Origin of the sequence: Bradyrhizobium sp. dw_411 (genome assembly GCF_018449695.1) — a bacterium.
In the GTDB taxonomy this organism is placed as follows: domain Bacteria; phylum Pseudomonadota; class Alphaproteobacteria; order Rhizobiales; family Xanthobacteraceae; genus Bradyrhizobium.
Genome location: NZ_JAAVUY010000011.1, coordinates 59,300 through 83,698 on the forward strand (window position 1 = coordinate 59,300; position 24,399 = coordinate 83,698).

General features: G+C 62.0%; 26 protein-coding genes. 11 read left to right on the forward strand and 15 right to left on the reverse strand.

Annotation, left to right across the window (positions count from 1 at the left end; all coding sequences use genetic code 11):
- Window positions 1-54 precede the first annotated feature (54 nt).
- From HB676_RS19770 to HB676_RS19780, 3 genes are all read left to right on the forward strand, one after another.
- A complete protein-coding gene (locus HB676_RS19770; protein ID WP_213739649.1) occupies window positions 55-435 on the forward strand; it encodes a carboxymuconolactone decarboxylase family protein in 381 nt (126 codons plus the stop codon).
- Window positions 436-620: 185 nt separating this feature from the next.
- Entirely contained in the window at window positions 621-1,511 is an 891-nt protein-coding gene (locus HB676_RS19775; RefSeq protein ID WP_213739651.1) for an NAD(P)-dependent oxidoreductase, read from the forward strand.
- A gap of 219 nt (window positions 1,512-1,730) precedes the next feature.
- On the forward strand, window positions 1,731-2,582 hold the full coding sequence (locus HB676_RS19780) for a DUF3800 domain-containing protein (RefSeq protein WP_213739653.1): 852 nt from the start codon (window positions 1,731-1,733) through the stop codon (window positions 2,580-2,582).
- Between the two features lie 10 nt (window positions 2,583-2,592).
- Here the strand turns inward: HB676_RS19780 and lysA are convergent, their stop codons facing one another.
- From lysA to argH, 3 genes are all read right to left on the reverse strand, one after another.
- Window positions 2,593-3,858: a diaminopimelate decarboxylase gene (gene lysA / locus HB676_RS19785; RefSeq protein WP_213739655.1), complete on the reverse strand. Its 1,266-nt coding sequence runs from the start codon at window positions 3,856-3,858 to the stop codon at window positions 2,593-2,595.
- A gap of 7 nt (window positions 3,859-3,865) precedes the next feature.
- Window positions 3,866-4,144: a lipoprotein gene (locus HB676_RS19790; protein WP_213739657.1), complete on the reverse strand. Its 279-nt coding sequence runs from the start codon at window positions 4,142-4,144 to the stop codon at window positions 3,866-3,868.
- Window positions 4,145-4,234: 90 nt separating this feature from the next.
- On the reverse strand, window positions 4,235-5,632 hold the full coding sequence (gene argH / locus HB676_RS19795; RefSeq protein WP_213739659.1) for an argininosuccinate lyase: 1,398 nt from the start codon (window positions 5,630-5,632) through the stop codon (window positions 4,235-4,237).
- 141 nt (window positions 5,633-5,773) lie between these two features.
- Between argH and HB676_RS19800 the strand changes: the two genes are divergently transcribed.
- On the forward strand, window positions 5,774-6,445 hold the full coding sequence (locus HB676_RS19800) for a TlpA disulfide reductase family protein (protein WP_249780352.1): 672 nt from the start codon (window positions 5,774-5,776) through the stop codon (window positions 6,443-6,445).
- Window positions 6,446-6,629: 184 nt separating this feature from the next.
- Here HB676_RS19800 and HB676_RS19805 read toward each other — a convergent pair whose 3' ends face one another.
- From HB676_RS19805 to HB676_RS19815, 3 genes are all read right to left on the reverse strand, one after another.
- On the reverse strand, window positions 6,630-7,478 hold the full coding sequence (locus HB676_RS19805; protein WP_213739662.1) for a fumarylacetoacetate hydrolase family protein: 849 nt from the start codon (window positions 7,476-7,478) through the stop codon (window positions 6,630-6,632).
- 148 nt (window positions 7,479-7,626) lie between these two features.
- A complete protein-coding gene (locus tag HB676_RS19810; RefSeq protein WP_249780353.1) occupies window positions 7,627-7,806 on the reverse strand; it encodes a YjfB family protein in 180 nt (59 codons plus the stop codon).
- 85 nt (window positions 7,807-7,891) lie between these two features.
- Window positions 7,892-8,743, reverse strand: a complete 852-nt coding sequence (locus HB676_RS19815; RefSeq protein ID WP_213739666.1) for a LysR substrate-binding domain-containing protein — start codon at window positions 8,741-8,743, stop codon at window positions 7,892-7,894.
- 109 nt (window positions 8,744-8,852) lie between these two features.
- On the opposite strand from HB676_RS19815, the gene HB676_RS19820 reads away from it, so the two are divergent.
- On the forward strand, window positions 8,853-9,236 hold the full coding sequence (locus HB676_RS19820) for a tautomerase family protein (RefSeq protein WP_213739668.1): 384 nt from the start codon (window positions 8,853-8,855) through the stop codon (window positions 9,234-9,236).
- The gene (locus HB676_RS19825) at window positions 9,233-10,447 is read left to right on the forward strand and encodes a pyridoxal phosphate-dependent aminotransferase (protein ID WP_249780354.1); all 1,215 of its coding nucleotides are present in this window, start codon (window positions 9,233-9,235) and stop codon (window positions 10,445-10,447) included. The genes HB676_RS19820 and HB676_RS19825 overlap by 4 nt, the downstream gene beginning before the upstream one ends.
- Window positions 10,448-10,590: 143 nt before the next feature.
- On the opposite strand, the gene HB676_RS19830 is transcribed toward HB676_RS19825, so the two are convergent.
- The 5 genes from HB676_RS19830 to HB676_RS19850 form a co-directional block, all read right to left on the reverse strand.
- Window positions 10,591-11,472 (reverse strand): 3-hydroxybutyryl-CoA dehydrogenase, encoded by an 882-nt coding sequence (locus tag HB676_RS19830; protein WP_213739670.1) that lies wholly within the window; start codon window positions 11,470-11,472, stop codon window positions 10,591-10,593.
- 141 nt (window positions 11,473-11,613) lie between these two features.
- Window positions 11,614-12,558, reverse strand: coding sequence for an FAD-binding protein (locus HB676_RS19835; RefSeq protein WP_213739672.1), 945 nt, complete (start codon window positions 12,556-12,558; stop codon window positions 11,614-11,616).
- Window positions 12,559-13,308 (reverse strand): electron transfer flavoprotein subunit beta/FixA family protein, encoded by a 750-nt coding sequence (locus HB676_RS19840; protein ID WP_213739674.1) that lies wholly within the window; start codon window positions 13,306-13,308, stop codon window positions 12,559-12,561.
- 149 nt (window positions 13,309-13,457) lie between these two features.
- Window positions 13,458-14,030, reverse strand: coding sequence for a cob(I)yrinic acid a,c-diamide adenosyltransferase (locus HB676_RS19845; RefSeq protein ID WP_213739676.1), 573 nt, complete (start codon window positions 14,028-14,030; stop codon window positions 13,458-13,460).
- 15 nt (window positions 14,031-14,045) lie between these two features.
- A complete protein-coding gene (locus HB676_RS19850) occupies window positions 14,046-14,240 on the reverse strand; it encodes a twin transmembrane helix small protein (RefSeq protein ID WP_213739678.1) in 195 nt (64 codons plus the stop codon).
- Between the two features lie 170 nt (window positions 14,241-14,410).
- On the opposite strand from HB676_RS19850, the gene HB676_RS19855 reads away from it, so the two are divergent.
- Window positions 14,411-15,304, forward strand: a complete 894-nt coding sequence (locus HB676_RS19855; protein ID WP_213739681.1) for a YhjD/YihY/BrkB family envelope integrity protein — start codon at window positions 14,411-14,413, stop codon at window positions 15,302-15,304.
- Here HB676_RS19855 and HB676_RS19860 read toward each other — a convergent pair.
- Together HB676_RS19860 and gluQRS are read right to left on the reverse strand one after the other, a co-directional pair.
- Entirely contained in the window at window positions 15,231-16,481 is a 1,251-nt protein-coding gene (locus HB676_RS19860; protein WP_213739682.1) for an ATP-binding protein, read from the reverse strand. The genes HB676_RS19855 and HB676_RS19860 overlap by 74 nt on opposite strands.
- Before the next feature lie 101 nt (window positions 16,482-16,582).
- Window positions 16,583-17,452, reverse strand: a complete 870-nt coding sequence (gene gluQRS / locus HB676_RS19865; RefSeq protein ID WP_213739683.1) for a tRNA glutamyl-Q(34) synthetase GluQRS — start codon at window positions 17,450-17,452, stop codon at window positions 16,583-16,585.
- Between the two features lie 37 nt (window positions 17,453-17,489).
- Here gluQRS and HB676_RS19870 point away from each other — a divergent pair, with 37 nt between their 5' ends.
- The 4 genes from HB676_RS19870 to HB676_RS19885 all read left to right on the forward strand — a co-directional run bounded on the left by HB676_RS19870 (window position 17,490) and on the right by HB676_RS19885 (window position 22,222).
- Complete coding sequence (locus tag HB676_RS19870) at window positions 17,490-18,260, forward strand: DNA-3-methyladenine glycosylase 2 family protein (RefSeq protein ID WP_213739686.1); 771 nt, start codon at window positions 17,490-17,492, stop codon at window positions 18,258-18,260.
- Window positions 18,257-19,345 carry a DUF2855 family protein gene (locus tag HB676_RS19875; protein WP_213739688.1) on the forward strand — a complete coding sequence of 363 codons (1,089 nt, stop codon included), beginning with the start codon at window positions 18,257-18,259 and terminating at the stop codon, window positions 19,343-19,345. The genes HB676_RS19870 and HB676_RS19875 overlap by 4 nt, the downstream gene beginning before the upstream one ends.
- A 98-nt stretch (window positions 19,346-19,443) precedes the next feature.
- Window positions 19,444-21,216, forward strand: a complete 1,773-nt coding sequence (locus HB676_RS19880; RefSeq protein ID WP_213739690.1) for an NAD(P)/FAD-dependent oxidoreductase — start codon at window positions 19,444-19,446, stop codon at window positions 21,214-21,216.
- Between the two features lie 37 nt (window positions 21,217-21,253).
- A complete protein-coding gene (locus tag HB676_RS19885) occupies window positions 21,254-22,222 on the forward strand; it encodes a peptidyl-alpha-hydroxyglycine alpha-amidating lyase family protein (protein WP_213739691.1) in 969 nt (322 codons plus the stop codon).
- Window positions 22,223-22,249: 27 nt separating this feature from the next.
- On the opposite strand, the gene HB676_RS34100 is transcribed toward HB676_RS19885, so the two are convergent.
- Both HB676_RS34100 and HB676_RS19890 read right to left on the reverse strand, forming a co-directional pair.
- Window positions 22,250-22,372, reverse strand: coding sequence for a hypothetical protein (locus HB676_RS34100; RefSeq protein ID WP_275944952.1), 123 nt, complete (start codon window positions 22,370-22,372; stop codon window positions 22,250-22,252).
- Between the two features lie 241 nt (window positions 22,373-22,613).
- Complete coding sequence (locus HB676_RS19890; protein ID WP_213739693.1) at window positions 22,614-24,374, reverse strand: chloride channel protein; 1,761 nt, start codon at window positions 24,372-24,374, stop codon at window positions 22,614-22,616.
- Window positions 24,375-24,399: the final 25 nt, after the last annotated feature.

Sequence of the window (24,399 nt, forward strand, 5' to 3'; positions counted from 1 at the left end):
CTGACCTCGTAACGTCATCCACGGAACCACATCCAAAAAGTCTAAGGAAACACAATGGACAAGAAGACATACGACAAGGGACTGGAAGTTCGCACGGCGGTGCTAGGCGAGGCCTATGTCGCAAATGCCCTGAAAAACTCGGATGATTTCAACAAGCCGTTCCAGGAACTGGTCACCGAATATTGCTGGGGTGCGGTCTGGGGCCGCGAGGAACTGCCGCGCAAGACCCGCAGCATGCTCAACCTCTCCATGATCTCGATCCTGAACCGGCCGCACGAATTGCGGGCGCATATCAAGGGCGCGCTCACCAACGGCGTCACCCGCGACGAGATTCGCGAAATCTTCATGCAGGTCGCGATCTATGCCGGCGTGCCCGCCGGCGTCGACAGCTTCCGCATCGCGCGCGAAGTGTTCGCCGAACTCGACAAAGCCTGAGAGTTCAGGCTGAGAACCCGGCCTGAGAACTCGGGCCGGGAATTCAGGCGGCGAATAAACCAGCCGTTTAAACCGTCATTGCGAGCGAAGCGAAGCAATCCATGAAGCCGCAAGGCAGGTATGGATTGCTTCGTCGCTTTGCTCCTCGCCATGACGTTCAGAAGAAACCTCAGGGACACAGCACCATGGACATCGGATTCATCGGCCTTGGAAAAATGGGCTTTCCCATGGCCCGCCGCCTGGTCGAGGCCGGGCATCAACTCGTCGTGTTCGACCAGCGCAGGGAAGTGGTCGATCAACTGGTCGCGCTCGGCGCACAGGCGGCGACCTCGCCGAAAGACGTCGCCGACCGCGTCGAGACCGTATTGGTAAGCCTGCCCTCGCTGCAGGCCTCGCTCGACGTCGCCACCGGCAGCGGCGGCGTGATCGAGGGCAAGAAAATAAAACGCTTCGTCGATCTCTCCACCGTCGGATCGCATATGGCGGTGCGGATTCACGACCTGCTGGCGATCAACAACATCGTGCAGCTCGACTGTCCCGTCAGCGGCGGTGTCGGCGGCGCTGAAAAAGGCACGCTCGCGGTCATGGTGTCCGGCCCCAAGGCGGATTTCGAAACCGTCAAGCCGGCCCTTGGCGTGATCGGCAAGGTGTTCTTCATCGGCGAGAAGCCCGGCTCGGCGCAGACCATGAAGCTCGCCAACAATATGCTATCGGCGACCGCCATGGTCGCGACCTCGGAAGCCGTGGTGATGGGCGTCAAAGCCGGCCTCGATCCGGCCGTCATGATCGACGTGATCAATTCGGGCTCCGGCATGAACACCGCGAGCCGCGACAAGTTTCCGCGCGCGATCCTGCCACGCAGCTTCGATTTCGGTTTTGCCACGGGATTGATGGTGAAGGACGTGCGGCTGTGCCTGGAGGAGGCAAAGGCGCTGGGAATGTCGATGGAAGTCGCCGAAGCGGTCGGGCGCTTGTGGGAAGTCGTGATCCGCGAAGCCGGCGCGGAGTCGGATTTCACGTCAGCGATCAAGCCGATCGAGCAAGCGGCGGGCGTGGTGGTGGGGAAGAAGGGCTAACGCTTGTCGTCCCTGCGAACGCACATAGGGCGTCGTGTTCCGCTAAAGCCCTAGCAATATCGCATTATCACACTTGCCGTACCCAGCGTCCCGCCGATACGTTACCTTGAGGGTCGAATATGGCTCTCGCCGTAGGGCAGGCGCGTTCAAGATCTCGGACTCACGTTTGAGCGTCGGGTTTCCGGCTATGCAGAGAAACGTCGCCGCAATCGACTCTCGATGATGTTACAGGCGTTCATTGATGACAGCGGCAACGACGGAAGATCGCCCGTTTTCGTGCTTGCAGGGTTTATAGCCTCCGCTGACCAATGGAAGGTTTTTTCAGACGAATGGGACAATATCCTAAATCCGAAAATAGGCTTTCGGATGGGCGTCCTGAAGATGGCGGACGTTTATCGAAATAGGGTAAGAGGTAGCCGGTATAAGGGTTTAAGCGACGCTGAGCGTGATGCCAGGTTGAAAGCATTAATACAGCTCGTAAACCGTCACGCGATGCACGGTGTCGTTTCGGTTGTCCCATACGAACTTTATAACTGCATCATAAAAGGCAACTTCAATCTCCAATCGACCAACTCGTTGGACCGCCCATATTTTCTTTCATTTTTTGGGGTGATGACGAGACTTTTCCAAATAACTGAGAAATTGAATCTCGGCGACAAGATCGAATTTATTTTCGACACACAAGACAACGAAAGTAAAGCGATTCTGATGTCCGAATATGATCGTTTTATATCCTTAGCACCGGACAACATTGCCGCGTTGTCGGGAGGTTATCCGTCTTTCAAAAAAGATGAAGAATCGCTTCCCTTGCAGGCGGCCGACATGTTGGCGTGGCACATTAGGAAGCATTACTCCGACCAGGATAGTGGAAAAGACCCCACAAAAGAACCCTCAAACATCTACCTGGCCAATCTGTTCAAGCCCGAACATGATGTTTTTGACCTTTGGGACAAAGACCGACTAACCCAAGTAAGAGACGCACTTTCGAAAACGACTTGGCAGAAGTCGGTCGGCTTAGGCAGAGGCGTCACTATGACTCTGCCCGATCCGACTTCTATTTTTCGTCCCTAGGGACAACAGCTCACAGCCACGGCGCGGGCTTGTCCATCGCGATGAGTTCGTCGACCTCGATGCGCGGGCGCACCACGGCGTATTGATCGCCGTTGACCAGCACTTCCGGCACCAGCGCGCGGGTGTTATAGGTGCCGGACTGCACCGCGCCATAGGCGCCGGCGGTCATGATCGCGAGCAAATCACCGGGCTTGGGTTCGGGCAGCGTGCGGTCGAGCGCCAGATAATCGCCGGTTTCGCAGACCGGGCCAACCACATCGGCGACAATGCTGCGCGCGTCCCTGGCGGCTTCGGCGACCGGCAGGATGTCATGATGCGCTTCATACAGCGTCGGGCGGATCAGATCGTTCATCGCCGCATCGATGATGACGAAGTTCTTGGCATCGCCCGGCTTCACATAGATCACGCGGGTGACGAGGATGCCGGCATTGCCGACGATCATCCGGCCCGGCTCGAACATCAGCGTGCAGCCGAGATTATGCGTCACGCGCTTGACGATCGCGGCATAGGCATCGGGCGCCGGCGGCGCTTCGCGGTCCATGTAATAGGGAATGCCAAGGCCGCCGCCGAAATCGATATGCGAGATGGTGTGGCCGTCGGCGCGCAGCGTCTGGACGAATTCCGCCAGAATCCGGAACGCGGTTTCCATCCGGCTCAGATCCGTGATCTGGCTGCCGATATGCATGTCGGTGCCGGTCACTTCGATTCCGGGGAGCTTGGCCGCGCGGGCATAGACCGCGCGGGCGCGCGCAATCGGAATGCCGAACTTGTTTGCGGATTTGCCGGTTGCGATCTTGGCATGGGTACCGGCATCGACGTCGGGATTGATGCGGATCGAAATCCGCGCGGTCTTGCCGGTTTCCACCGCGAGCCGCGACAGCAATTCGAGTTCGGGCTCGGATTCGACGTTGAGGCACAGAATGTCCGTCGCCAGCGCCGCGCGCAGTTCGGCTTCGGTCTTGCCGACGCCCGAGAACACGATCTTGTTTGGCGGAATGCCCGCCGCCAGCGCGCGCTTCAACTCGCCGCCCGACACGACATCGGCGCCGGCGCCGAGTTTCGCCAGCGTGCGCAGCACCGACTGGTTGGAATTGGCCTTCATCGCGTAGCAGACCAGCGCCTTTTCATCGGCGAAGGCCTCGCTGAACACCCGGTAGTGACGCTCCAGCGTCGCGGTCGAATAGCAATAGAACGGCGTGCCGACGCTGGCCGCCAGATCAGAGAGATTCACCGCCTCGGCGTGCAGCACGCCGTTGCGATAGTCGAAGTGATTCATCGAAAGCTCAGTTGTTGGTGTTCAGCAGCGGATCGAGAATGAACGATTTCTTCTGGCCCTTGGCCGCGGCAGGGGGCGCATCTGTGCCGTAGTTCGGGTTGAACAGGCTCGGTTGGCTTGCCTGGGCCTGAGCCTCGGCCTCAGCGGGCGTCGCGGCGACCGGGTGCTGCGCGGTCGGCGGCAAATCCAGCGGCCCCTTGCGTCCGCAGCCCCCGAGCGCAAGCACGGCGGCGCTCAAAAGGATGATGGTCCATCCCCGAGATGTCGGGCGGTAGTTACGAGTCACGTCAAAATCCCCAATGCGGCGGCACCATACAAAGATTGGCTTGGTCTGGCGAGACCTGTGCTTCAGTGAATTTCCCGCGAGAATCCCGGCTCAGCCCAATTTTCGCTCTTTTTCCAGTCGCTTGAGCCAGGCCTTGGCCTGCGCCTGGACGTTCTTCGGCGCGGTTCCGCCATAGCTGACACGGCTTTTCACCGAGGATTCGACCGACAGCACCGCCAGCGCCTCCTTGGTGATCTTCGGCTCGACCGCCTGCATCGCCTTCAATGGCAATTCATGCAGCGCGACGCCATCCGCCGCAGCCTTGGCGACGATGCGTCCGGTGACGTGATGGGCGTCGCGGAACGGCATTTTCAGCGTCCGCACCAGCCAGTCCGCCAGATCGGTCGCGGTGGCGTAGCCTTCGCCGGCTGCGAGTTTCATCCGCGCTTCGTCCGGCACGATGTCGGCGACCATGCCGGTCATCGCCCGGACCGCCAGCGAGAGCGCACCGAAGGCTTCCATCGCGCCTTGCTTGTCTTCCTGCATGTCCTTTTGATAGGCCAGCGGCAGGCCCTTCATCACGATCAAGAGACCAGTCAATGCGCCGATCACGCGCCCGGTCTTGGCGCGCACCAGCTCGGCCGCGTCGGGGTTGCGCTTCTGCGGCATGATCGAGGAGCCGGACGTGAACTTGTCGCTGAGGCGCACCAGCCCGACCAGCGGCGAGGTCCAGATCACGATTTCCTCGGCGAAGCGCGACAGATGCACCGAGGCGATCGCTGCCGCCGACAGGGTTTCCAGCACGAAATCACGATCCGACACCGCGTCGAGCGAATTGGCCATCGGCTTATCAAAACCCAGCGCCTTGGCGGTCGCGTGGCGATCGATCGGGAATGACGTGCCGGCCAGCGCCGCGGCGCCGAGCGGCGATTCGTTGAGGCGCTTGCGCGCATCGGCGAAGCGGCTGCGGTCGCGCGCCGCCATCTCGACATAGGCCATCAGATGATGCCCGAACGTCACGGGCTGGGCGGTCTGCAGATGGGTGAAGCCGGGCATGACCGTGCCGGCATGTTCCAGCGCCCGCGTCGCCAGCACGTGCTGGAACGCGGCCAGCGCCGCATCTGTTACGTCGATGGTGTCGCGCACATAAAGCCGGAAATCGGTCGCGACCTGGTCGTTGCGCGAGCGCGCGGTATGCAGCCGTCCTGCGGCGGGTCCGATCAGTTCGCCAAGCCGGCTTTCGACATTCATGTGAATGTCCTCGAGCGCGCGCTTGAAATCGAACGATCCCTTGGAGATCTCTGACAAAATCGTGTCTAGACCCTTGCCGATATTTTTCGCATCGTTGGCCGTGATAATGCCTTGCGCGGACAGCATCGCGGCGTGGGCCTTGGACGCGGCAATGTCCTGGGCATAGAGGTGACGATCGACGTCAATGGAGACGTTGATTTCCTCCATGATGGCGTCGGGACGCTCGGTGAACCGGCCGCCCCACATCTTGTTGCTCATGACCTGCTGCTCGTGACCTGTTAGGGATGCCTGCGAAATTATGTCTGCCGCTCTTCATTCGCTGGCCCGCTTTCGCGGTGTGCCGCTAATGATGCAACTGAAACCCTGCATAGCCGTATCTGACACAGAATGACAAACGATATGCCCGAACAACCCTCAATTCCTCCCGTTGCCACGCGGCGGGTGCCCTATGTGATCGGGGCGGTGCTGATCGGTGTGGTGATCGGGTTTGCCGGAATGTACGGCTTCGGCCGGCTTAGACACACGGCCTCGGCGACCGATTCCGTCTGCGCCGGGGCGGTCGCGCTGTCGCAAAAGATAGCCCCTCTGGCGCATGGCGAGGTCGCCGCGCTGACCATGGCGACGGAGCCGCTGAAGCTGCCGGATCTCGCGTTCGAGGACGGCGACGGCAAGCCCCGAAAACTCTCGGATTGGCGTGGCCGCACGGTGCTGGTGAACCTGTGGGCGACTTGGTGCGTGCCCTGTCGTAAAGAGATGCCCGCGCTGGAAAACCTGCAGACCAAGCTCGGCGGGCCGAACTTCGAGGTGGTCGCGATCAATATCGATACCCGCGATCCGGAAAAGCCGAAGAATTTCCTCAAAGACGCCCAGCTAACCCGGATCGGCAACTTCAACGATCAGAAAGCCAAGGTTTTTCAGGATCTTAAGTCCATAGGCCGGGCACTGGGCATGCCTACATCCGTGCTGGTCGACGGCCAGGGCTGCGAGATCGCAACCATCGCCGGCCCCGCGGAATGGGCCAGCGATGACGCGCTCAAGCTGATCACGGCGGCAGTGACGCCGCCGGGTTAGGGGTTGGCTTACTTACCTCTCCCGCTTGCGGGGGAGGTCGACACGCTCGGAGCGCAATTGCGCTCCAGAGCGTGGCGGGTGGGGGAAATCTATCCTCCGCACCGGCGTTGCAGCCCCCACCCCGCCCTCCCCCGCAAGCGGGAGAGGGAGCGCACCTTTGTGTGATCCCGCTAAACTGGATCCCTCAAACCTCGTCAGCCACCGTGTTGCGCAGCAGGCCGATTTTATCGATCTCGACCTCGACGACATCGCCGGGCTTCATCCACAGCGGTGGGGTTCGCCGTGAGCCGACGCCGCCGGGGGTGCCGGTCACGATCACGTCGCCGGGCTCGAGCCGTGTGAAGGCCGAGCAATATTCGATCTGGCGCGGGATATCGAAGATCATCTGGCTGATGGTCGTGTCCTGAACCACCTCGCCATTGAGCCGGGTCTGCAGCCGCAGCGGCCCGAGATCGCCGGCTTCGTCCGGGGTCACCATCCAGGGCCCGAACGCGCCGGTGTCCGGAAAATTCTTGCCCGGCGTGAATTGATGGGTGTGACGCTGATAATCGCGCACGCTGCCTTCATTGTAACAGGCATAGCCCGCGATGTGGTCCCACGCCTTGGCGCGCGAAATATAGCGGCCGGGCGTGCCGATGATAACGGCGAGTTCGCCCTCGTAATCCAGATCCTTCGACACTTTTGGGCGGATGATGTCAGCGAGATGCCCGGTCTGGCTGTTGGCAAAGCGGCCGAACACGGTGGGATTCTCGACCTCGGTGCGGCCGGTTTCCTTGCGGTGGGTCTCGTAATTGAGACCGATGCAGAGAATCTTGTCGGGGTTTGGAATCACCGGCAGCCAGGTGATCGCTGCAAGCGGATGCCGTGCGGCTTTCGGCGCAGCGGCCGCCGCCTGCGCCAGCGCACCGGCCGCGATCGCGGACTTCAGATCGGGAAACTGGCTGCGCAGCACGGCGCCGACATCGATCGCTTCCGCGCCGTCGATAAGGCCCCAGGTCGTGGCGCCGTTGATTTTGAAACTAGCGAACTTCATCTGATAGTCCTGATGCTTTCGTGCGGGATTGGCACGTGGCGATACTCCCGCAGCTACGCGGGGCGCACAAGCTCAGTGATCAAGGGGATAGCGTTTTCAAGCGAAGTGGGTACCGGTTCGCGTGAAGAAAACGCGTCAAAATAAGATTTTACGCCGTGACGTCGACGCTGCCGCCGACACCGGCCGGCAGAGCGGCGGAAGGCGAACTTTGGCTACCCATGCCCAGCAGCGTCTGGACGTCGGATTTCTGCGCGTCGAGATTCGATTTCAGGATCGTGGCCGAAACCTGCGCCTGCAGCTTGCCGGCCTGAAGGGCCATCGCTGCCATTACCAAACTCATATCCATAGAACACACACCCTACCCGTGCGGGCACACTACCGGGCAAAAATTAATGATCTATTTGCTTTAAGGGTCAGGCCGCATTTGCCGAGAACGCCGCGCCAAGGGTGCGCAGCGCCCGGCGCGTCCGCGCGTCGGACAGTTTCGAATGAAGAATGACTTCGCGGGGCGGCAGCGGCGGCAAACCCAGCCGTGGTCCGAGATCGATGGTGCCCGTCGGCGCGACCCGGCGTGCCAGCGCCGCCACCGCCAGACCCGCGGAAATCGCAGCACCAATGGTGGCCAGCCCCCCGCCGACAAACACTTCGGTCCAGGGCACGCCGGCGGCATCGAGCGCATCGACCGCCATCGCGCGCACGCTGCAAGGCTCGGCCTGGGTCGCCAGCCGCAACGGCTCGCCGGACTCGCGATGAAAATCTGGCGCGGCCATCCAGCCGAATTGTTCCGCGAACAAGACCTCGCCGTCGCGGCGGCGGGCGTCATGCTTGAGCACGATCGCGGCATCCAGTGTTCCGCCGTCGAACGCCGCCAATACCTCCCGCGACGCGTCGACATGCAATTCGATCACCAGCCCCGGATCGGTGGCGTTCATCCGCTTCAATAGAGTGGCGAGTTCGGCGCCGACGATGTGATGGCTGATGCCGACGATCAGCCGGCGATGTTCGACCGCGAATGCCCCGACCGCCGACTGATGCGCGGCCACGAGATGGCGCGCCGCGCCAAGGAAGGCCGTGCCCTCGGCGGACAACCGAACCAGCCGCGGCGTCCGCTCCAGCAGTTTGCGGCCAAGGCCGTCTTCCAGGCGTTTGATCTTCAGGCTGACCGCGGACTGCGTGGTGTCCATCGCCGCTGCGGCGCGGGTGAAACTGTTGAGATCAGCGACCAGCACGAAGGCCTGGACCGCCTCGACATCGAGCGTTTTCATGGCCATTCATTTAAATATGAAATCACTGAAATAGTATTTCATATCGTTTTTAAATGGTCAAGGAGAGCCTAGGTTTGGTGGAGCCGATCCATCAACACAGGAGGTCACCATGCCGCTGGCCCGGGTTTCACTAAGGCGGGGCAAGCCCGCCGCCTACCGCAAAGCCATTCTCGAGGGCCTGTATCAGGCCCTGCGCGAGACCTTCAACGTTCCCGAAGGGGATCGCTTCATGATCGTGACCGAGCATGATGCGGATGATTTCGTCTATGACGCAAATTATCTCGGCATCGCGCGCAGCGACGATCTGGTCATCATTCAGATCACCGTCAGCAACACGCGTCCGACCGCGCAAAAGCAAAAACTCTACCGGCGCATCGTCGAGCGGCTGACCGAGAATCCCGGACTGCGCCCGGAAGATGTTTTCATCAATCTGGTCGAAGTGCTTCCGGAAAACTGGTCGTTCGGCCATGGCGAGGCGCAGTACGTCAAATGACCGCCGCCATGCCCGCGCTATCGCCGCGCATGAGCGGCATCCACGCCTCGCCCGCTTCGATTCTGCGCCGCCGCGCCCGCGAGTTGCGCGCCAGCGGCCTGGATATCATCGAACTATCGTCCGGCAATCTCGACTTTGCGACGCCGGATCACGTGATCGCCGCGGCCCACGCCGCCGCGCTGCGCGGAGACACCCGTTACACTGATGTCGATGGCACGCCGGAACTGAAGCAGGCGGTGCGTGCGGCGCTGCTGCGCGATCATCATCTCAGCTATGCGCAGGACGAAATCATCATCGGCAATGGTTCGACGCAGGCGCTCTTCAATGCCTTGCTGGCGACGCTGGCGCCGGGCGATGAGGTCATCATTCCCGCGCCCTACTGGGCACCCTATCTCGATCAGGTGCGGCTGGCCGGCGGCGTGCCGGTCGTTGTGCCCTGCCCGCACAATAACGGCTTCAGGCTGCGCCCAGAAGATCTGCAAGCCGCGATCACGCCGCGAACCCGCTGGCTTATCCTCAACAATCCGGTCAATCCCTCCGGCGCGGTGTACTCCCGCGAACACTTGTCGGATATCGCCACGGTGCTGTTGCAGCATCCGCCTCTATGGATCCTCGCCGATGGACTCTATGAACACATCGTGTTCGGCGAACGCTGCGCGCCCACCCTGGCCGAAATCGAGCCGCGCCTGACGCCGCGGACACTGACCGTCAGCGGCGTTGCCAAGACGTACGCGATGATGGGGTGGCGCATCGGTTATGCCGCCGGCCCCGCCGCGCTGATCGGCGAAATGACAAAAGTCCAGTCGCAGACCACTTCCGGTGCATCGTCGATCGGCCAGGCCGCGGCGGTCGCGGCGCTCAACGGGCCCCAGGATCTGCTGCGCGAACGGGCCATCGTGCTGCGCGCGAAGCGCGATCTGTTCGTCGGGATTCTGAACGATTGCGCGGGCCTGTCGTGCGAACCGCCGGAAGGCACGTTCTATCTGATGGTGAACTGCGCCGGCGAAATCGGCAAAGCGCCGCCGGACGGCAAAACAATCCGCACCGATCGCGATTTCGCCGCCTACCTGCTCGAACAGGCCAATCTGGTGGTGTTTGCCGGCGAGGATTTCGGGTTGTCGCCGTATATCCGCGTCAGCTTCGCCAATTCAAACGCTGCAATCGAAGAAGCCGGCCGGCGGTTGAAGCACGCCTGCGAAAGGCTGCAATGATGCGCATCTATCCCGATGATACGCGCATGGCTCTCACCGCCCAGCTACTCGGGCTCGGCGCAGGCGCGACCATGATTATCGGCCTGACGCCGGCGGCGCTGGCGTTGGTCAGGGCCTTGATCTGAGGTGAAGTCGCGAATGGGTTACCGCGTCGGAACCGGTTTTTCGCCGCGATAGTCGTAGAAACCGCGCTGGGTTTTGCGACCGAGCCAGCCGGCCTCGACATATTTCACCAGCAGCGGGCATGGCCGGTATTTGGAATCCGCCAGTCCCTCATGCAGCACCTGCATGATCGACAGGCACGTATCGAGGCCGATGAAATCCGCCAGTTCCAGCGGGCCCATCGGATGGTGCGCGCCGAGCTTCATCGCCGCATCGATCGCTTCCACGTTACCGACGCCTTCATACAGCGTGTAAATCGCCTCGTTGATCATCGGCAGCAGAATGCGGTTGACGATGAAGGCCGGAAAATCCTCGGACACGGCGATGTGCTTGCCGAGCTTGGTGACGAAATCCTTGGCCGCCTCGAAGGTCGTGTCGTCGGTCGCGATGCCGCGGATCAGCTCGACCAGTTCCATCAGCGGAACCGGATTCATGAAGTGAATGCCGATGAAACGCTCGGGACGGTCGGTCGATGCGGCGAGCCGCGTGATCGAGATCGACGAGGTATTGGAGGCGACGATCGCGCTCGGCTTCAACACCGCGCAGACATCGTGAAAGATCTTGCGCTTGATCTCTTCCTTTTCGACCGCGGTTTCGATCACCAGATCGCAATCGGCGAGGCCGTCCATGGTCTCGGAGGAGGCGATCCGCTCCAGCGCCTGCTTGCGCGCGTCCTCGGTGATGATCTTCTTGGAAACCTGGCGCGACAGATTGCCGTTGACGGTCGCCATCGCGGACTTGAGGCGGTCGGCGGTGACATCGTTGAGCACCACGTCGAACCCGGCCAGCGCCGCCACATGAGCGATGCCGTTGCCCATCTGGCCCGAACCGATCACGCCGACCTTCTTGATCATAACCGCCATTTTGCCATCTCACCGGAGCGACGCGCATCGCGCCGCTCATCCCCTTGCATCAACGCCACCGGGCTATGCTTCACGCATTCTATCGCAAATCAGTCCCCGTTTTTGCGAAATATATGCGTCGTTTCGACCTTTGTTTGGCCGTTACTTGCCGAGCTTGCCGATCGCTTCCGTCAGTTCCGGAACCGCCTGATACAGATCCGCCACCAGGCCGTAATCGGCAACCTGGAAGATCGGCGCGTCCTCATCCTTGTTGATCGCGACGATGACCTTGGAATCCTTCATGCCGGCGAGATGCTGGATCGCGCCGGAAATGCCGATCGCGATATAGAGCTCCGGCGCCACCACCTTGCCGGTCTGGCCGACCTGCCAGTCGTTCGGCGCATAGCCGGCGTCCACCGCGGCGCGCGAAGCGCCCACACCAGCGCCGAGCTTGTCGGCGAGCGGCTCGATATATTTGGCGAAGTTCTCGCGGCTCTGCATCGCGCGGCCGCCTGACACGATGATCTTGGCCGAGGTCAGTTCCGGACGATCGCTCTTGGCGACTTCCTCGCCAACAAAGCTTGAAAGCGCGGGATCGGACACCGCGGCGGCATTTTCCACCTCAGCGCTGCCGCCGTCACCGGCCGCGGCGAAGGTCGAGGTGCGCACGGTGATGACTTTCTTGGCGTCCTTGGACTTCACGGTCTGGATCGCGTTGCCGGCATAGATCGGCCGCTCGAACGTATCGGGCGACACCACCTTGATGATTTCCGACACCTGCATCACGTCGAGCAAGGCTGCCACGCGCGGCATCACGTTCTTGAAGCGCGAGGTCGCGGGCGCCACGAAGGCGTCATAGCCCGGCGCCAACGCCACAATCAGCGCGGCCAGCGGCTCGGCGAGGTCGTGGGCATAGGCGGCATTGTCGGCGAGTATCACCTTCTTGACGCCGGCGAGCTTGGCGGCGGCATCCGCGGCAGCCTTGGCATTTTCGCCGGCCACCAGCACATGCACGTCAGCGCCCAGCGCAGCCGCGGCGGTCAGCGCCTTGTTGGTCGCATCCTTGACCGAGGCATTGTCGTGTTCGGCAATCAACAGCGTCGTCATCTAGAGAACCCCGGCTTCATTCTTGAGCTTCGACACCAACTCGGCGACGTCCTTGACCTTGACGCCACCCTTGCGGCCCGGCGGTTCTGAGGTCTTGAGGATTTCGAGATGGGCGGTGAGATCGACGCTGTAGTCAGCCGCGCTCTTGTCGGCGATCGGCTTCTTCTTCGCCTTCATGATGTTGGGCAGGCTGGCATAACGCGGCTCGTTCAGACGCAGGTCGGTCGTGACGATCGCCGGTCCCTTCAGCTTGACGGTCTGCAGGCCGCCATCGACTTCGCGCGTCACCTTGAAGTCGGAACCGTCGACCTCGAGCTTGGAGGCAAAGGTCGCCTGCGACCAGCCGAGCAGCGCGGCCAGCATCTGGCCGGTCTGGTTGGAGTCGTCGTCGATCGCCTGCTTGCCGAGGATAATGAGGCCCGGTTTTTCTTCGTCGGCGATGGCTTTGAGAATCTTGGCGACCGCCAGCGGTTCGACATTGCCATCGGCCTTGACCAGGATGCCGCGGTCGGCGCCCATCGCGAGACCCGTGCGGATGGTTTCCGACGCCTGCGCCGGACCGATCGAGACCACCACCACCTCGGTCGCCTTGCCGGCCTCTTTCAGGCGCAGGGCTTCCTCGACGGCGATCTCGTCGAATGGATTCATCGACATCTTGACGTTGGACAATTCGACGCCCGTTCCGTCGCTCTTGACGCGGACCTTGACGTTGTAATCCACCACCCGCTTTACCGGCACCAGAACCTTCATCGATCCTCTTTCGCTTGAATTTCAGGTTTGATCAGCTTCGCTTTGCTTGGCTAGTTCTTGGGCGCGGAACCTAAAGCGCCCGCCAACCCCGGTCAACGCGCGAAGGCCAAAAATCGCCCCCCTGCAAGGCCCCCCTCGAACCGGCGCGGTCAGCGGTTCTGGCCTGGTACCCATAATACGTCCCCGGCGCCGTTATGATTGACGGCGCGGCTGGCGACGAACAGGAAATCCGACAGGCGGTTCATATACTGGATCGCGGCATCGCTGACCGGCTCGTTGGGCTGGGCGGCGAGTTCCACCATGATCCGTTCCGCCCGGCGGCATATCGTGCGGGCCAGATGCAGATGCGCCGCCGCCGGCGTGCCGCCGGGCAGCACAAACGAGGTCAAAGGCGACAGTTTTTCGTTCAGATTGTCGATGTCGTGCTCGAGGCGCTCGACCTGGCTCGACAGCATCCGCAGCCGCTCGGTTTTGCCCTCGCGCTGGGGCACCGCCAAATCAGCGCCGAGATCGAACAAATCGTTCTGGATCAGGCCCAGCATCGCGTCGAGTTCAGGCGCTTGAGCCAGATGCAGTCGTACGATGCCAATTGCGGCATTGGTCTCGTCGACGGTTCCATAAGCCTCGATGCGCAGATCGTATTTCGGGCGGCGTTCGCCGCTGCCGAGCGCCGTGGTGCCGTCATCGCCGGTCCGCGTATAGATACGATTGAGGACGACCATAGCGTCTCCTAAAGCTCAGCGGCCCATCGCCCAGACCGCGAGCATGGTGATGACGATCGCGACGAATTGCAGCAAGACCCGCAACCGCATCAGTTTCTGCGAACGGTTCGGCGATCCGCCTCGCATCATGTTGATGAGACCCAGCAGCAGTACCAGTGCGACGGCGCCCACTGCGACGGGAAGAACGATCATGCTCAGGAATGTAGCCATCGGCCGTACATAACACCGTGCCGCGCGCTCCGCCATCGCCGGCATTTGAGCCTGACATTGCCGCAACGATCTGGCTTTTAGCTCAATAATATCAGAAGGTAGGGAAGAATCCTGTTCCCGGGATTCGAAAAGTCCGGTTGAGCCCGTTTGCCCCCAGGTCAGGACGAATTGTGAGGCAACTCCGCTACATCTTTCATGTCAGCCTGGACGCGTTTTACACGTTTCTGGCCGATGACGGCTGGGCGATCGCCAGCCACATCGCGCTGTCGACCTTGATGGCGCTGTTTCCGTTTCTGATCGTGCTGACCTCGCTGGCCGGATTTTTCGGCTCAAAGGAACTCGCCGACCAGGCCGCCGGATTGCTGCTGCAAGTCTGGCCCAAGCAAGTCGCCGATTCCCTGGCCGGCCAGATCCACGAGGTGATGACCACCTCGCGCGGCGATATCCTGACCATCGGCGCGGTGCTCGCGGTGTATTTCGCCTCCAACGGCGTCGAAGCGCTGCGCGTCGCGCTGAATCGTGCTTATTCGATCATCGAGCCACGGCGCTGGTACTGGCTGCGGCTGGAATCGATCGGCTACACCCTGATCGCGGCCGTCACCTCGCTGGCGATGGCGTTCCTGATCGTGCTCGGCCCGCTGATCATCGAGGCGGTGCGGCGGTACGTTCCGCTGATCGTGGAAACCAACGAGCATTTTCTCAATCTGTCGCGCTACGGCATCACCATCGGCGCGCTGATCGTCGCGCTGTTTATCCTGCACGCGTGGCTTCCGGCCGGCCGCCGCAGCTTCGTACAGATCCTGCCCGGCATCATCTTCACGCTGATCGCGTCATTGGTGTCGGGCATCGTATTCGGCCAATATCTGGCGCGCTTCGCCAATAATTACGTGACGATGTATGCGGGCCTCGCCTCGGTCATCATCGCACTGGTGTTTCTGTATTTCATCGCCGCGATCTTCGTGTTCGGCGGCGAACTCAACGCGGCGATCATCAAGTCGCAACTGCCTCACGGCGTGTCGCTTCAAGCAGCGCAGTCGCTAAAGCCCTCGGAGACACAGGCTTGACCAGGAACGCGTCGGCGCCGGCCGCGCGCGACGCCGCCTCGTCGTCGCCGCGGCCCGATACCCCGATGATCGCGATGCGGCCGAGCGGATGCCCCAGCTCGCGAATGCGCTTGATGGCCTCGATGCCGTTGATGCCCGGCAACACCATGTCCATCAGTACCGCGTCAAAACCGCCTTGCGCGATTCGCTCGGTGGCGTCCTCGCCGCGCCCGATGAATTCCGCTTGATGGCCAAGCTCGGTCAATACTGCGTTGAGCACGACGCGGCCGAACGGATTGTCCTCGACGCTGAGAACGCGCAGTGGCCGCACCTGATCCGACGCAACATCGGCATTCGCCCGTGAAGCCCTGGCTTTCGCGACCTTGGCGCGGGTCAGCGACACCATCAACGTGAAGGTGGTGCCGCCGCCCCGCCGCGACGCCACGGCGATGTCGCCGCCCATCGCCTTCGCCAACGCTTTCACCGACGATAATCCGAGGCCCGCACCGCCAAAGCGCGAGGCGATGCTGACATTGGCCTGCGAAAACGGCCGGAACAGCCGTTTGATCTCGGCAAGCGTGAGACCAATGCCGCTGTCGGAAACCGCAAAGGCGACGCCGATTTTGCCTTGAACGCCGCGCACCGGCTTGACCGTCAGCGCGACGCCGCCTTGCTCGGTGAATTTAACGGCATTGTCGATCAGGTTTTCCAGTGCCGCGCGCAGGCGAACGGGATCGCCGATCACGAAGGCCGGCAGTTTATCGGAGATTTCGACCTGGCATTGCAGACCCTTGGCCATCGCCCTGCCGGCCAGCGAATCGCCGGCATTGCGGGCCAGCGTGCGCAAATCGAAAAAATCCTGCCGCGCCCCCAAACCGGAATGGCCGCCTTTGGCGGCATCGACGAACAAGGTCGCCAGACTTGCGAGATGTTCGGCGCCGGCCTTGATGGTGTCGACCCAGCGCCGCTCGCGCTCGTCGAGGCCTGACGTCGCCAGGAGATCGCTGATCGCCAGAATGCCGGTCAGCGGCGTGCGGACTTCATGCGCGAACGCCGCCAGCGCCGCCTCGACAATGCCGGGTGCGGCCGTCTTGACGGTGCGTTTACGCACCTCTTTACGCGCCTTGCGGGCGGCAAGTTTTGGAGTGCGTTTTTTCAGCGTCCGCTTAGGGCGCTGTGTGCGCGATTTCGGCGCCATGATTCCCCCAAGCCGGCTAACGCCAGCATGCCATGGCAGGCTGGCGGGAGTCACGCCGTAGCATTTTTGATGTTGCGATAGAATTCCCGCAAACCGGGCGGTTACATCAGGCCAACGAGGCGGCGGATATCGGCCGGCGTCTTGCCCCCGGCGCGGAGTTCGCGCAAGCCGGTCGCCGCGGTCGATTTCGACAGTTTTCGCCCGGAATCATCCAGCAAAAGACGATGGTGCCGGTAGACCGGTTGCGGCAATTCAAGCAGCCGTTGCAGCAGCCGATGCAGGCTGGTCGACCAGAACAGGTCCTGCCCCCGCACCACCTCGGTCACGCCCTGCAAGGCGTCATCGACGACCACCGAGAGGTGATAGCTGGTCGGCGTCTCCTTGCGCGCGAGGATCACGTCGCCCCACGCCTGCGGCCGGGCGGCGACCGTACCGGTCGCGCCATCAGGACCTTCGCCATGTTCGATCCAGCCGAGGTCACCGACCCGCGCGCAAGCCGCGGCCATATCGAGCCGCAGCGCATAAGGCGTATCTGATCGAAGCAACTTCGCGCGCTCGTCGGACGAGAGCAGCCGCGCCGAACCGGGATAGAGCGGCGCACCGTCAGGGTCGCGCGGCCAGCGGCCGTTCGCCTCCCGCTCCGCCACCAATCTGGCGATCTCCGCGCGGCTCTCGAAACTCGGATAGACCAGCCCCTGGGCTGCGAGACGATCGAGCGCTTCGCGGTAAGCGGTGAGATGATCGGATTGCCGCCGCGCAGGCTCTTCCCAGGCGATGCCGAGCCAGGCCAGATCCTCGTAGATCGCGCTCTCGAATTCCGGCCTGCAACGCGTTGTATCGATATCCTCGATGCGCAGCAGGAAACGCCCGCCAGCCTGAACCGCGAGGTCGAAATTCAGCAACGCCGAAAAAGCGTGGCCGAGATGCAGATGGCCGTTCGGGCTTGGCGCAAAACGGAAAACGGGTGGCATTGATCTCTTTCACCGGACGTGATGGTTTTAAATCGCAATGACCGTTCACCTCAACACCCAGGTCGATCTCGACAACGCCGTCCATGCGTTGGTGAAGCAGGACCCTCGGCTTGAACCCATCCTGAAGGTAGCGGGCATGCCGGCGCTGCGGCGGCGTGAGCCCGGTTATGCGGGACTGTCCGCCATCGTCTGCGGCCAGCAATTGTCCACCGCCAGCGCCGCGGCGATCTGGACCCGCGTGAGTGCTGCGTTCGACCCGTTTCACCATGACGCGCTGCGCCGCGCCCGCGCTGATCGTCTCGGCCGGCTCGGCCTGTCGGCGGCGAAGATCAAAACTCTAAAGAGTCTCGCACACGAAATCGCGGCCGAGCGTCTCGATCTTGCTGCGCTGGCCAACGAGGACGCCGACGCCGCGCACAACAAGCTGACCGCGCTGCATGGCATCGGCCCGTGGACCGCGGATGTGTATCTCTTGTTTTGCCTCGGCCATGGGGACGCCTGGCCCGCGGGCGATCTCGCCGTGCAAGAGGCGGTCAAGATCGGGCTTGGGCTGAAGACGCGGCCGACGCCGAAAGAAATGGCGCCGCTCGCCGAACCCTGGCGGCCGCTGCGCGGCGCCGCGGCGCATCTGTGGTGGAGCTATTATCGCGCGCTGAAGAAACGCGATGGCGTGATCGGTGCGACAGAGAATCCGCCGCCAAAAACGAACGCTGTTTTAAACAAGATAGCTGTTGCAAAACGGTCATCGGTAAAAGCAAAGATCGCAGCAGGAAAAATATCGAGGAAACTGCCGGGATCGAAAAAATGAAATCCACCGACTTTATCGTGGCCCGCGACGATCTTCAGCACCGCAAATTCGTCGAGAGGCAACTGCCCGATCCAGCGACGCTTCCCGACGAAGCGTTGCTGATAAAAGTCGATCGCTTCGCGTTCACCGCCAACAACATTACTTACGCCGTTGCGGGCGATACCCTGAAATACTGGGAGCTGTTTCCGGCGCCTGATCATTTCGGAAATATCCCGGTGTGGGGATTTGGCGATGTGATCGCGTCGCGACATCCCGGCATCTCCGAAGGCGAGCGCCTGTTCGGCTATTTTCCGATGGCGACGCATCTGGTGATCGAGGCCGCCGATGTCAGCAAGCGCGGCCTGCGTGACGCCGCGGCGCATCGCCAAAACGTCGCTCCAGTCTACAACGCCTATGCGCGCGTCAGCGGCGACGCCGCCTTCGCAGACCGCCAGGGCGATTATCAGGCGCTGCTGCGGCCGCTGTTCATGCTGTCGTTTCTGGTCGACGATTACCTGGAAGAAAACGCGTTCTTCGGCGCGCGCAGCGTGATCCTCTCCAGCGCCTCCAGCAAGACCGCCTTCGGCCTCGCGCATCTGCTGCACTTGCGCAAAGATATAAGCGTGATCGGGCTGACCTCGGCCGGCAATGCCGCGTTCGTCAGGTCGCTCGGATGTTATGACGAAGTCGTCGCCTATGACGAGGTGACGTCACTCCCGGCCGATCGGCCAGTCGCCTATGTCGACATGGCCGGCAGCAGCGATTTGCGCGAAAAACTGCATCGGCATTTCGGCGAGGGCATGAAATATTCCGGACGCGTTGGCCTGACTCACCGCAGTTCGTCGCCGAACGAGCCGGGTTTGCCGGGCGCCAAGCCGGCCTGGTTCTTTGCCCCCGACCAGATTCGCAAGCGCGCCAAAGAGTGGGGGCCCGGCGGTATCGACAGGCGCTTTGGCGCGGCATGGGCGGGTTTTGCTCCGATGCTGGACCGCTGCCTTGGGATAGTCGAGGGCCGTGGACGCGCGGCCGTGGAGCAAATCTATCGCGACACGCTCAACGGCCGCGTTCCGCCCGATCAGGGTCACATCCTGTCGGTGTCGGAATAAGGCCAAGCATTCACCGGCCCTTTCTGTCCGGTCCCGAAGCGTATAGGTTTTAAGGATCAGGGAAACGCCGCACAGACGGCCGGTGAAGAGAAGCGCGCATGCTCGATAAGACCGACGATGTTTCGATCGCCGCCGAACACTGGCTGGCGCAGTTCGAAACCGCGCTGACAAAGCCCGATCCTGTCTTGCTGGAGACGCTGTTTCATCCCGACAGTTTCTGGCGCGACGTGCTGGCACTGAGCTGGAACATCCAGACGCTCAACGGCGCCGAACCCATCCTGCACGAATTAAAGACCCTCGCTGCCGGCGCAGCCCCCCATGACTTCAAGATTGCTCCCGGCCGCGCCGCCCCGCGACGCGTCACGCGTGCGGGCACCGGCGCGATCGAGGCGATCTTCCAATTCGAGACCGCGCAAGGCCGCGGCAGCGGAATTCTGCGGCTGATCCCTGACGCCGATGACGCCAACAGGCTCAAAGCCTGGACGCTGCTGACCGCGCTCGACGAACTCAAAGGATTCGAAGAACAACTGGGCTCGGCGCGGCCGCGCGGCCAATCCTACTCGCGCGATTTTCGCGGCCCCAACTGGCTCGATCTGCGCCAAGCTTCAATCGCCTATGCCGATCGCGATCCTACCGTACTGGTGGTCGGCGGCGGACAGGCCGGACTTTCGATCGCGGCGCGGTGCAAGCAATTGCAGTTGGATACGCTGATCGTCGATCGCGAGGCGCGCATCGGCGATAATTGGCGCAAGCGCTATCACGCGCTGACGCTGCACAATCAAGTGCATGTCAATCATCTGCCTTACATGCCATTCCCAGCGAATTGGCCGGTCTATATCCCGAAAGACAAGCTCGCCAACTGGTTCGAATCCTATGTCGATGCGATGGAGCTGAACTACTGGACCGGCACCGAGTTCGAGAGTGGCAGCTATAACGAGGCGAAGGGATGCTGGTCGGTGGTGCTGCGCCGCGCCGATGGCAGCACCCGCACGATGCATCCAAGGCATGTCGTGATGGCGACCGGTGTCAGCGGCATACCGAATGCGCCTGACATTCCGACGCTGAAGAATTTTACGGGCACAATTCTGCATTCCAGCCGATACAGCGACGGTGAGGAATGGAAGGGCAAGACCGCGGTCGTGATCGGGACCGGCAACAGCGGCCACGACATCGCGCAAGACCTGAATTCCAGCGGCGCCAAGGTCACGCTGGTACAGCGCAGCCCGACCCTGATCACCAATATCGAGCCCTCGGCGCAACTGGCTTATGCGGCGTATAGCGAGGGAACGCTCGAGGACAACGACCTGATCGCGACCTCGATGCCGCTGACGCTGGCAAAACGCAGCCATGCGATGATCACCGAGCAATCGAAAATATTCGATCAGGAATTGCTTGATGGTCTGGCGCGTATCGGCTTCAAGCTCGATTACGGCGAAGACAACACCGGCTGGCAGTTCAAATATCTCACCCGCGGCGGCGGCTATTATTTCAATGTCGGCTGCTCCGACATGATCATGCGCGGCGAGATCAAGCTGCTGCAATTTTCGGATATCGAATCATTTGTCGCCGAGGGCGTGCGGATGAAGCGCGGCGACACGCTGGCGGCCGACCTGATCGTGCTGGCCACCGGCTACAAGTCGCAGGAACATCTGGTGCGCAAACTGTTCGGCGAGGCCGTCACCGCACGCGTCGGGCCGATCTGGGGATTCGGCGACGGCCAGGAGTTGCGCAACATGTATGTGCGCACCGGCCAGCCTGGCCTGTGGTTCATCGCCGGCAGCCTCGCGCAATGCCGCATCAATTCGAAATATCTGGCGTTGCAGATCAAGGCAATCGAGGAAGGGCTGTTGCCGCGCGCCATTAAGGCTTGAACGGCATAACAATCGAAACATTTCAGGAGGAAAGCACATGCCGACCATTCTCGGCTCTGGCGAGCATCGTTACCGCGTGGTGGAAAACTGGGCGAAACTGCCGGAGGGATGGAATCTTCCCGACGTCGCCTCCGTCGCCGTCGACAGCAAGGATCGCGTCTACGTCTTCAACCGCGGCGACCATCCGATGGTCGTGCTCGACCGCGAGGGAAATTTCATCAAGAGCTGGGGCGAAGGCCTGTTCGCCCGCCCTCACGGGCTGCATATCGACGCCGACGACAATCTCTATTGCACCGACGATGGCGACCACAGCGTTCGCAAATGCACCACGGATGGAAAGGTCCTGCTCACCATCGGCGTCCCGAAACAGCCGGCGCCTTTCATGAGCGGCGAACCGTTTCATCGCTGCACCCACACCGCGCTCTCTCCCAAGGGCGATATCTATGTCTCCGACGGTTACGGCAATGCCTGCGTCCACAAATACACGCCGGACGGAAAGCTGCTGAAGACATGGGGCGAGCCGGGCACCGATCCCGGGCAGTTCAATATCGTCCACAACATCGTCACCGATGCCGATGGATGGGTCTATGTGGCCGATCGCGAGAACCACCGCGTGCAGGTGTTCGATGGCAACGGCAAATACGAGACGCAGTGGAACAATCTGCACCGGCCCTGCGCGCTGCATTGCTGCGGCGGCAAGCATCCGAATTTCATCATCGGCGAACTCGGCCCGGCTCTGGCGGTCAACCGCAAGGTGCCCAATCTCGGACCACGCCTGAGCATCGTCGACCCCAAGGGAAACCGGATCGCGCGGCTCGGCGGCGAGAACGGCCCTGGCCTCGAGATCGGCAAATTCCTCGCACCCCATGGTCTCGCCATGGATTCGACGGGCAGCATCTATGTCGGCGAAGTCGGCGTCACCGACTGGAAGACCAGTTTTCCGGACACGCCGATGCCCCCTGAGCTCAGGGTAGCCAGATGTCTCCAAAAGCTCGAGAAAATCTAGCCGGGGCAAAACGCCACGGGGATTATATTACGCCGCCCGTTTCACGAATTCCGCATGCGGCTTTTGGGCGAAGTTGGCATCCTCGTGGGCGATCCACAGCATGAAGCCGGAGACGGCAAATGTGAAGGCGACAACAGCGACTTTAAACATGGCAATCTCCTTTAAAGAGATATGGAAAATATAGGTCGCGCCAGCGGCCGTGCCAGTTCGAAAATGCCGGATTTTTTTCCGCCCGATTAGAGCATTTTCGAGCGAAGTGGATGCCGGTTCGCGTGAAGAAAATGCGTCAAAACAAGAAAGTAGAGCCCGGTTCTGATTCAATCAGAACCGATAAGGCTCTAATTACACATTGATGTGATGCGCAAGCGCTTCACTGCCGGACGCGCACCCGTCAATTGTCGCCAATCATATCGCGCCGCTGCCGCTCGGATTCTTCCGCGTAGCGCCGCATCGCGTGGGCTTCGGTCAGAACGCCGACCGGCCGGTGTTCGCCGGTGGCCTCGACCACGGCCAGCGATTCGGCTTCGGCGGCGTCGAACACTGCAATGGCTTCCTGGATATTCATGTCGGGATACAGCACAACCACCCGGTGATGCAGGATGCCGTGCAGTCCCCCCATCATCTCGACATCGGCCGCGTGCGCATCCGCCACCAGCACCAGCCCGGCATAATGGCCGGCGGCATCGACCGCGATCACCTGGGTCTTTGACCCCAGCGGAAACTTGCCGCGAAATTCCTCGATTGTCATATCCGCATTCACGGTGGTCACATCCGGCCGCATCAGACGGCGCACCGTGAGATCGCGAATCCAGCCGATATCGGCGGCGCTGCGGATGGTTTCGCCGCGCAGATGCAAGCGCCAGGTCGCGAACGAATAGCCGAACAATTCACGCGTGATCTGGGTCGAGATGATGACCGCGACCAGCACGATCGTGGTCAGCCAGAGATTGCCGGTCGACTCCAGCGCGATGAACGACATCGTCAGCGGGCCGCCGATCACGGAGGCCGATAACGCGCTCATGCCGACGATTGCATAGACATTCGGATCGAGATTGAGGCCGGGCCAGATCTGATCGAAGCCGGCCGCGAACAGGCGGCCACCGAGCGCGCCGAGAAACAGCGTGGCGAAAAACAATCCGCCGCGAAAGCCGCTGCCCAATGAGATCACCGATGCGATCGCCTTGAGGACGAATACCGTCGCAATCGCCGCGAGCGGCAGTGAAACCAACCCGGCGAAATGTAGCGCGCCGTGCCCCGACGACATCACTTGCGGCGTCTGCAGCGCGAGCAACCCGACGGCGAGACCGCCCAGTGCCGGACGTAATGGCGGCCAGAGACCGGTCTTCGACAGCAGCGTCTCGCAGAACGCGACGCCGCGCATGATTGCGATACCGAACAAGGCCGCCACGATCCCGAGCATCGCCGCAATGGCGAGGTCACGCCCGACCACATCGCCGACCGGCCCGACATTGACGCCGAGCGACAATGGCGCGAAGGCATGGGCGACAAAATAGCCTGCCACCGCGGCGACCCCGACTGGCGTCAGGTTGGCGGGCGTATATCCTCCGATCACGAGTTCGAACGCGTAGAATGCGCCGGCCAGCGGCGCGCCGAACGCACCTGCGATCGCGGCCGCGGCGCCGCAGCCGACCATCAGGCGCTGATCGGCGCGCCGCAAATGAAAACCGCGTCCCAACGAGGCGGCCAGTCCGCTGGCAAGCTGGGTGTAGCCGGCTTCAAGCCCCACCGAAGCCCCGACGCCGCTCGACCAGATCGTCTGCAGTGCCACGATCACGCTACCGCGAAACGACATCCGCCCGCCATGCAGCGCGTTGGCCTCGATCGGATCGATTTCCCGCGCCGGCCGCCAGCGCAGCAATAGCAGGAAGGCCACCCCCAGCAGCAGCCCCCCGAGACTGGGAACCAGCAACGCACGGAGCGGATCGAGCCTGATCTGGCTGGAAAGACGGGCCCCCATTTCAAGGTTGAACAGCCCGACATGAAGCAATTCGACCGCGGCCCCCATCGCCGCGACCACGAGGCCCGCCACGGTCCCGACCAGCGCCGCCAGCACCACCAGGCTCGTTTCATGGGCGCGAACGAACGCCCTGAGCCGGCGCGGCGCCTCGAGATAACCGGGCTTGGTGATCATTTTGCCGTGTCCGTATGCGGCCAAA